The 8,433-nt window shown below is 62.4% G+C and carries 7 protein-coding genes and 1 tRNA gene; 4 read left to right on the forward strand and 4 right to left on the reverse strand.

Annotation, left to right across the window (positions count from 1 at the left end):
• Window positions 1-46 precede the first annotated feature (46 nt).
• The 3 genes from mmsB to chvE all read right to left on the reverse strand — a co-directional run bounded on the left by mmsB (window position 47) and on the right by chvE (window position 4,128).
• Entirely contained in the window at window positions 47-1,339 is a 1,293-nt protein-coding gene (gene mmsB / locus EN745_RS05820; protein WP_127406264.1) for a multiple monosaccharide ABC transporter permease, read from the reverse strand.
• Window positions 1,336-2,871 (reverse strand): multiple monosaccharide ABC transporter ATP-binding protein, encoded by a 1,536-nt coding sequence (gene mmsA / locus EN745_RS05825; protein ID WP_127399737.1) that lies wholly within the window; start codon window positions 2,869-2,871, stop codon window positions 1,336-1,338. Before mmsA ends, mmsB begins: the two co-directional genes overlap by 4 nt.
• Before the next feature lie 189 nt (window positions 2,872-3,060).
• On the reverse strand, window positions 3,061-4,128 hold the full coding sequence (gene chvE / locus EN745_RS05830) for a multiple monosaccharide ABC transporter substrate-binding protein (RefSeq protein WP_126056584.1): 1,068 nt from the start codon (window positions 4,126-4,128) through the stop codon (window positions 3,061-3,063).
• Between the two features lie 293 nt (window positions 4,129-4,421).
• Between chvE and EN745_RS05835 the strand changes: the two genes are divergently transcribed.
• The 3 genes from EN745_RS05835 (at window position 4,422) to EN745_RS05840 (ending at window position 6,375) form a co-directional block, all read left to right on the forward strand.
• On the forward strand, window positions 4,422-5,411 hold the full coding sequence (locus tag EN745_RS05835; RefSeq protein WP_127406265.1) for a LysR family transcriptional regulator: 990 nt from the start codon (window positions 4,422-4,424) through the stop codon (window positions 5,409-5,411).
• Between the two features lie 205 nt (window positions 5,412-5,616).
• Complete coding sequence (locus EN745_RS35970) at window positions 5,617-5,787, forward strand: hypothetical protein (RefSeq protein WP_189347257.1); 171 nt, start codon at window positions 5,617-5,619, stop codon at window positions 5,785-5,787.
• 135 nt (window positions 5,788-5,922) lie between these two features.
• On the forward strand, window positions 5,923-6,375 hold the full coding sequence (locus tag EN745_RS05840) for a hypothetical protein (protein ID WP_127420755.1): 453 nt from the start codon (window positions 5,923-5,925) through the stop codon (window positions 6,373-6,375).
• Between the two features lie 981 nt (window positions 6,376-7,356).
• Here EN745_RS05840 and EN745_RS05845 read toward each other — a convergent pair.
• Window positions 7,357-7,430 (reverse strand) — tRNA-Gly (locus EN745_RS05845).
• Between the two features lie 177 nt (window positions 7,431-7,607).
• On the opposite strand from EN745_RS05845, the gene EN745_RS05850 reads away from it, so the two are divergent.
• The coding region (locus tag EN745_RS05850; RefSeq protein WP_189362968.1) for a hypothetical protein at window positions 7,608-8,433 on the forward strand (826 nt) is incomplete at its 3' end.

An 8,433-nucleotide genomic window follows, 5' to 3' on the forward strand; every position in this document is an offset into this window, starting at 1 on the left:
ATTCCGGACGGAAAACCGCTATGCAGCTTTCCTGGAATTGCTGCCGTCAGGCCTTGTTCTTGTTGTAGACGTCGAAGATCACCGCGCCGAGCAGCACCAGGCCCTTGACCACCTGCTGCCAGTCGACGTTGACGCCCATGATCGACATGCCGTTGTTCATCACACCCATGATGAAGCCGCCGACCACCGCACCGATGACCTGCCCGACACCGCCCATCGCCGAGGCGCCGCCGATGAACACGGCCGCGATGACGTCGAGCTCGCTGCCGAGGCCGGCCGCCGGCACGGCCTGGCCGAGGCGCGCCGCGATGATCAGGCCGCCGAGCGCCGACAGCACGCCCATGTTGATGAACACCATCAGCGTCAGCCGTTCGGTGTTGATGCCCGACAGTTGCGCCGCCTTGGCGTTGCCGCCCATGGCATAGATGCGGCGGCCGATTGTCATGCGCTTGGTGACGAAGACGAACAGCGAGATCAGCACGCCCATCACCAGCAGCACAACCGGCAGGCCCCTGTAGCTCGCGAACTGGAAGACCAGGAACAGCGCCAACGCGCTGCCGACCAGCGTCTTGATGACGAACAGCGGGAAAGGCTCGGCCTCATAGCCATGACGCTCACGCTTGCGGCGGGCCCGCAGCCCGAAATAGGCATAGGCGAGCACCGCGATCAGTCCGAGCACGATCGTCGTCATGTGCAGCGTAAGCCCGCTGCCGAGGATGGTCTTGCCGGCGGCATTCACCGTCGGCGGGATCAGCGTCAGCGGCCCGATCACGTCCGGAATGAAGCCCGAGCTTAGCGCCTTGAAACTGTCTGGAAGCGGGCCGACCGAGGAGCCGCCGCCCAGCAGGGCCTGGCAGATGCCTCGAAAGATCAGCATGCCCGCCAGCGTCACGATGAAGCTCGGTATCCGGTGATAGGCGATCCAGTAGCCTTGAGCCGCGCCGATGAGGGCGCCCACGATCAGGCACACGATCGAGACCACCAGCGGATTGCTTAATATCCCGAGCGGCCAGATGACCATCATCATCGCCGCCAGCGCCCCGATGAAGCCCGCCACTGAACCGACGCTGAGGTCGATATGGCCGGATACGATCACCAGCAGCATGCCCAGCGCCATCACGATAATGAACGAGTTCTGCTGCACCAGGTTGCTGAGATTGACCGGTTTGAACAGCGTTCCTGATGTCGTGTACTGGAAGAACAGCATGATGACGATCAGCGCGATGATCAGGCCGTATTCGCGCAGGTTCGTCGTCAGCGCCGAGACGGCGACGCGCGGACCCTGCTTGACGTCTTCGGCTGCGCCGCTTTGCGGCGCGGGAGCGCTTTCTGTGCTCATGATGCTTTTTTTCCTTCTCCGCGAACGATGGCGCGCATGATTTTTTCCTGGCTGGCGTCGCTTGCCGCCATTTCGCCGACCATGCGCCCTTCGTTCATGACATAGATGCGGTCGGTGATGCCGAGCAGCTCCGGCATTTCCGACGAGATGACGATGATCGCTTTGCCCTCGGCGGCGAGACGGGCGATGATCGTATAGATTTCGTACTTGGCGCCGACATCGATGCCGCGCGTCGGCTCGTCGAGGATCAGCAGTTCCGGGTCGGCGAACAGCCATTTCGACAGCACCACCTTCTGCTGGTTGCCGCCAGAAAGATTGCCGGTCAGCTGATAAACGCTGGACGCGCGGATGTTCGTCTTCTTGCGATAGTCGTTGGCCACGCTCATTTCGCGCATGTCGTCGATGACGCCGCGGCTCGAAACACCGCCCAAATTGGCCAAAGTCACATTGTGCTTGATATGGTCGATGAGGTTGAGGCCGTAGGTCTTGCGGTCCTCGGTGACATAGGCGATGCGGTTCTCCACCGCCTTGCTCACCGACGAAAGGTCGATCGGCTTGCCTTCGAGCAAAACCTCGCCGGTGATGTGCCGGCCATAGGAACGGCCGAACAGGCTCATCGCGAATTCGGTCCGGCCGGCGCCCATCAGCCCGGCGATGCCAACCACCTCGCCCTTGCGCACATTGAGGTTGACGTTCTTGATCACCTGCCGGTCGGCATGGATCGGATGGTAGACCGACCAGTCCTTGACCTCGAAGACGACCTCGCCGATCTGCGGCTCGCGCGGCGGATAGCGGTCGTCGAGCGAGCGGCCGACCATCGAGGTGATGATGCGGTCTTCGCTGATGTCTTCCCTGGGCAAGGTCTCGATGGTGCGTCCGTCGCGGATCACCGTGACCTTGTCGGCGACCCGGTTCACCTCGTTCAGCTTGTGCGAGATCAGGATCGAGGTCATGCCCTGCCGCTTGAACTCGAGCAGAAGGTCGAGAAGCGCCTGGCTGTCCTTTTCGCTGAGCGAAGCCGTCGGTTCGTCGAGGATCAGCAGCTTCACTTCCTTGCTCAGCGCCTTGGCGATCTCGACCAGCTGCTGCTTGCCGACGCCGATATTGGTGATCAGCGTCTTGGGGTCTTCCTTGAGCCCGACTTTCTTCAGCAATGCGGCGGTGCGCTTCTCGTTGGCGTTCCAATCGATGACGCCATAGGTCGCGTGCTCGTTGCCGAGGAAGATGTTTTCCGCGATCGACAGCATCGGCACCAGGGCGAGCTCCTGGTGGATGATGACGATGCCGATATGCTCGCTGTCATGGATGCCCTTGAAGTGGCATTCCTGGCCGCGAAAGACGATCTGTCCCTCATAGGTGCCGGACGGATAGACCCCTGACAGCACCTTCATCAGCGTCGATTTGCCGGCGCCGTTCTCGCCGACGACGGCGTGAATCTCGCCTTCCTCGACGCTGAGGTTGACGTTCGACAGCGCCTTCACGCCGGGGAACGTCTTGGTGATGTCGCGCATCTCCAAAATCGTCGAGGTCATTAGGAATTCCGCTCCCTGGCGCATGCCTTCCGGTTTCGGAAAGCGTCATGCGCGAAATCAACATACTGCAGTCTGGTCCGCGCCGCGACGGTGCATGGCGCTGCAGAAGCCGGCAAAAAACAATACCGGGGTCGCTTCTGAACGAAAAGGGGCCCTGCGTCGCGCAGGACCCCTCCCTTTGAAGCCGGATTACTTCAGCTCGTCGGCCTTGATGTAGCCGGAGTCGACGACCTGCGCCTGGTAGTTCGACTTGTCGACCTCATGCGGCGTCAACAGGATCGAGGGGACGACCTTGACGTCGTTGTTGTAGGTCTTTTCGTCGAGGCCGTCGGGCTTGCCGCCGGAGAGCACCTTGTCGACCAGCTGCACGGTGGCCTTGGCCAGTTCGCGGGTGTCCTTGAACACCGTCGAGTACTGCTCGCCCGAGATGATCAGCTTCACCGAGGCGGTCTCGGCGTCCTGACCGGTCACGATCGGCCAGGGCTGTGCGTCGGTACCGTAACCGACGGCGCGCAGCGAGGCGGTGATGCCGCGCGACAGGCCGTCATAGGGCGACAGAACGCCATCGACGCGGCTGCCGTCCGAGTAGTTGGCCGAGAGCAGGTTGTCCATGCGCGCCTGGGCGGTGGCGGCGAGCCAGCGCAGCGTGCCGACCTTGTCCATGCCGGTCTGGCCGGACTTGATCTTGATCGAGCCGTCGTCGATCAGCGGCTGCAGGACGGAGATCGCGCCATTGTAGAAGAAGAAGGCGTTGTTGTCGTCCGGCGAGCCGCCGAACAGTTCGACGTTCCACGGCTTGGTGTTCGGGAAGCGCTCCTTGAGGCCCTTGACCAGGGAGTTCGCCTGGATCACGCCGACGCCGAAATTGTCGAAGGTGGTGTAGTAGTCGACGTTCGGGGTCTTCTTGATCAGGCGGTCATAGGCGACGACGACGACGCCCGCGTCGTTGGCCTTCTGCAGCGCGTCGGCCATCGTGGTGCCGTCGATCGAGGCGATGATCAGCGCCTTCGGGCCCTTGGTGATTTCGTTTTCCAGCTGGCTGAGCTGGTTCGGGATGTCGTCCTGCGCGTACTGCAGGTCGACGGTGTAGCCGAGAGCCTCGAGCTGCGACTTGACGGCGTCGCCGTCATTGATCCAGCGCTGCGAGGTCTTTGTCGGCATCAGCACGCCGACAAGGCCTTCGCCTGCATGCGCCGGCAGCGTCATGGCCGCGATGCCAAGGGCCGCCACGGCGGCCAGTGTCTTGATGATTTTCACAGTAACTCTCCCTGGTTGATGGACGCGACACCTCGGGGCTTCGCGGGCCGCGCAGGCGAGCAGAAGCGCGAGATGCGCCGCTGTCGTCTATCGATCTCCGGTATCCTCCCAATCGGCCCCGCGGCGCTGATTTCAGTCGACACGATCTCCCTCGTCATCGACCGTCATGCCACGGGACGCGCGAAGGGTGTGTCCCTTTGACATAACTGTCAAATGCGATCTCTGATGGTTGCTATACCGAAACTGGTATATATCAAAAGCCGACGAATGCGTTGCGGGAGCGAAGACAAAGCATGGCGGCATTGGGCAATCCTGTTGGTATTTCAGGTGGATACGACGAGCTGCCGGGAGATGGCGAAACGCTTCTGCGCAGCGGGCTCAGCCTGCGCCATATGCGCATGATCGCAGCCCTTGACGATCACGGCCGGGTAAGCGCCGCGGCCCAGGTGATGAACATATCGCAGCCCGCCGCCTCGCGCATGATTTCGGAAATGGAGGCGGTGCTCGACGTGAAGCTCTGCGAGCGGCTGCCGCGCGGCATCACGCTGACGCCCTACGGCAGGGCGCTGGCCAGGCGCGCGCGCTCGATCCTGCTCGAGATGCGCGAGGCCGACCGCGAGATCTCTGAGCTCAAGGCGGGCAAGGGTGGCTCGGTATTCCTGGGCGCAGTGACGGCGCCGGCGATCGAACTGGCGGTGCCGGCGATCCGCGAGATCCGCCGCCTCTATCCGCGCATCGAGATCACCATGCAGGTCGAGACCTCGAACGTGCTGGCACGCGAGCTGATTGCGTCGCGCCACGATTTCATCATCGCGCGCATTCCCGACGATCTCAACCCGCGTCTGTTCGAATCGCGCGTCATCGGCGTCGAGAAGGCCTGCCTGATCGTGCGCCGAGGCCACCCGCTGAGCAACGGCAAGGCGGTGCGGCTGGAGGAGACCGCCGCCTATGACTGGGTCTTCCAGTCCGGCGGCTCGCCGCTGCGCCAGGCGATGGAGAGCAATTTCCTCAACCGCAACATCGCGCTCCCGGATCGCATCCTCAACACCAGCTCGCTGCTGCTCACCCTGGTCATGGTGGCGCAGTCCGATGCTATCGCGCCGGTGTCGGTGCAGGTGGCGAAATTCATCCAGAATCCCGACGGGCTGGCCGGCGCCATCGATGTCGTCCAGACCGAGTTCGACATCGAGGTCCGGCCCTACAGCCTGATCACGGTGAAGAACCGCGTGCTCTCTCCGGCCGCCAAGATGCTGCACGATTTCATCCTGCGGGAAGTTGGGTGACGGTTGGCTCGGCCGCCGCTAGCGAAGGCGGTACGGCGCCGGACCAAACGGAAGCGCAACCAGTCTCGACGTCAGTTTCGGTCGTGACAGCCGCGCGCTGGCGGCCAGCGATTTCATGCTCGCGCATGTTCAAAACCCAAAATCCACCCTTTACAAATCGGGAGCCCGGATTCCAACGTGAGTGTCGGGGTGGGGCTCTCCATAGATGGCTTTCAAGAAACTGCGTATTCTGCTCGGCTTGAAGGCCGACCCAGACAAAATTCCGGCCCATGCCAGGATCGGCCGATACTCCAAGAGCCTGGACGGGCGCTCGTTCTTCAATTGCACAGAACAGTCGCCGGTCGTGGCGCGCTTCCTGGCGTCTCCTTCGCCGTAGAGCGCCCCCTCTAGGGGTACCGTGCTCGCGCGAGTGTAACAGGCCGATCGGAAGATTGATGAGCGCTGCCTAATGTTAACCATCTTGATGCTAGCGTAGCCGCCCGCGAGACAAACGCGAGAACGAGAACACAGGATGAAAATCGATCTGCTGCCGGCAAAGCTTGGATGGGCGTTGAAGACCACGGCGATTGGGCTCGCCGCCATTCTGGCGGCGCTGCCCGCGAAGGCCGAGACGGTCGGCGACAATCACGGTGGCCAGATCGTGAGCTTCGCCCTGCACATTGCCCAATTGCGCGCCGCCGACGAGCCGGTGAGCCTCGAGGGGGCGTGTGACAGCGCCTGCACGCTCTATCTGTCGCTGCCCGTCGAGCAGCTTTGCGTGACCCCTCAGGCATCCTTCGGCTTCCATCTGCCCTACGGCGTCGGCGCTCGGCAGAACGCGGTCGCCGCCAATTACCTTATATCGCAATATCCTGACTGGGTGCGGCAATGGATCGATGAGCATGGCGGCCTGACGCACACCATAGTGCGGATGGAAGCCGACGAGGCGGCAAAGCACCTTCCGCTTTGCGGCGTGCTGGCATGAAAGGTGCGGCATCCATCCGCACCTGACCGGACTGCGCGGTCCCGGCAGGTGCAGGAAGGCGCCATCTGATCGATTGATTCCGGCTGAAGCGGGTAGCAGGTTTGTTGCCGGCCGGTCCTGCATGCCCGCTCTCGAAACCGCCATTCACAAGAGAGTCTCTATCGCCCTGGTAATTCGCAGGGTGAGGGAACTGACCGGGACGGCAGCCGAAGAAGCGCTAGAAGCCACTTTGCGCTCAATACGGTGGGTGACACCACCAGAAGGCCTCGGCTTCCTCTTTGGGTGTCATCGGACGTGACTCCCATGAGTCCGTTCTGGCTATGTAGTGCTTCCAAATGGGCCTGCCGTCCACGCCGGTTCCTTCGTGCCAGTCGGTAAACCCCATCAGCGGCAACAGGACTTGTCGGATCGAGCGAAGCCGCAGTGCCGCCGTGCGCATGGGAAAGGCCTCCCTCCTAGTACTTCCGCCGCAGCGTTGCCAAGCCGATTTCCAGCGGCCCGGCGGCCAAGGGCGGGGGCTCGGGGTTTGACCGCCGGGCCTAACCGGCAAACGGGGTAGGTTGCCGGCTGGCAAATTATAGGCCGATCATTGGAATATTCAATTTTGCTAAATTGCGTCGGAACAAAAACTTGCACGTCTCGTTGGAAATGCCGGCCGGATTGCATGTCCCCTCCATCCTTCCGGTCCCTTGTGAAAAGGCCCGCTGCCATGTGATTGGCGGCGGGTTTCACATTTTATCGAATGCTGAAACAAAAGCCGGCTGGAGCCGTTGATTATTACCAGATCGTACCTCTGGTGACACAGTAGACCCTGCCGCCGGCTTCGGCCGGCGGTCTTTTTAGCAACGGCTAACGGAACGGAAACCGTCCTGCGATATTGAATCAAATTCGAGTTGCGGGGCGTTCCATGCGCAAGCCTGCCGGCGTTGGCCGGTTCGAGTTCATCGAGCCACTGATGAGTGAATACGGCGCGGCACAAGCTGGAGCGGGTAGCGGGAATCGAACCCGCGCGTTCAGCTTGGGAAGCTGACAGGCTACCATTACATCATACCCGCGCGCGCCCTCGTTACCATGATGGCCGGGCTTCGGGCAATCGCCAAAGCCGTGCCCGGATGACAAGAGAGCCTTTGATGCCGGCGATCGGTCATGCTAGTAGCGCCTGCGCTTTGGGAATCGGCAGTTTATTTGCCCGCCGACCCCCCGTAAGCAAGGTGCGTGGGTGGGGACCCGGCTTGGAATTCAACATACGCAAGAGAAAACGGGCCTCCGGGGCCAGGAAGATATTTGCGCTGGAAGACCTCAAATTCCTGCTGCAACTCCCTGCTTTGGCGATTGTCTCCCGGCTCGTTCCCGAGCGCGAATGGCGAGCGATCTGCCTGTCCATGGCGCGGCTGGGCGGCGCGTCTTTCGCCAACCGGGACAGCCGGGTCCTGCAGACCTTTCGCTCGTTCGGACTGGCCGGCAATGACGATCTGCGCGGCGTCCGCGCGACGCGTCACGAGCATCACATACAGATCCTGCGCGAACGGCTCGGTGGGTGGAACCCGGCCATAGCGCTGCAAGGCATCGAGCATCTCGAAGCCGCGCAAGATGCAGGCCATGGCGCGGTGCTGTGGATCGCGCATTTCAGCTTCAATGCGCTGGCGGCGAAGATGGCCTTCGCCAGGGCCGGGTTCGAGGTGTTTCACGTCAGCCGGCCAGAGCATGGCTTCACCAAGTCGCGTTTCGGCATCCGCTTCCTGAACCCGATCAGGATTGGCGCGGAACTGAGATACGCGGCCGGCCGCGTCGTGATCGACCGCGCCGATCCTGCTGCCAGCATGAACGAGGCCCGTCGGTTGCTTCGCGCCAACAAGTTCGTTTCAATAACCGCCGGAGCCTGGGAGGGCGAAGTGCTGGTCACGGCGCGAATAGGCGAATCGGGCATGGAAGTGGCCAGCGGCGCGCCCCGGCTGGCCAAGATCGCCGGCGCTCCGCTGTTGCCGGTCTTTGTCGGGCGCGACGACAGCACCGGCCAACTGCACGTGGTCGTCGAGCGCCCGATCGATCTCTCCCGCT

Origin of the sequence: Mesorhizobium sp. M4A.F.Ca.ET.022.05.2.1 (genome assembly GCF_003998845.1) — a bacterium.
In the GTDB taxonomy this organism is placed as follows: Bacteria; Pseudomonadota; Alphaproteobacteria; order Rhizobiales; family Rhizobiaceae; genus Mesorhizobium.

Bases quoted from the DNA above. Each gene is read 5' to 3' on its own strand.
- mmsA (WP_127399737.1), bottom strand. From the start codon at position 2,871: ATGACCTCGACGATTTTGGAGATGCGCGACATCACCAAGACGTTCCCC.
- mmsB (WP_127406264.1), bottom strand. From the start codon at position 1,339: ATGAGCACAGAAAGCGCTCCCGCGCCGCAAAGCGGCGCAGCCGAAGAC.
- EN745_RS35970 (WP_189347257.1), top strand. From the start codon at position 5,617: ATGGCTTTCAAGAAACTGCGTATTCTGCTCGGCTTGAAGGCCGACCCA.
- EN745_RS05835 (WP_127406265.1), top strand. From the start codon at position 4,422: ATGGCGGCATTGGGCAATCCTGTTGGTATTTCAGGTGGATACGACGAG.
- EN745_RS05840 (WP_127420755.1), top strand. From the start codon at position 5,923: ATGAAAATCGATCTGCTGCCGGCAAAGCTTGGATGGGCGTTGAAGACC.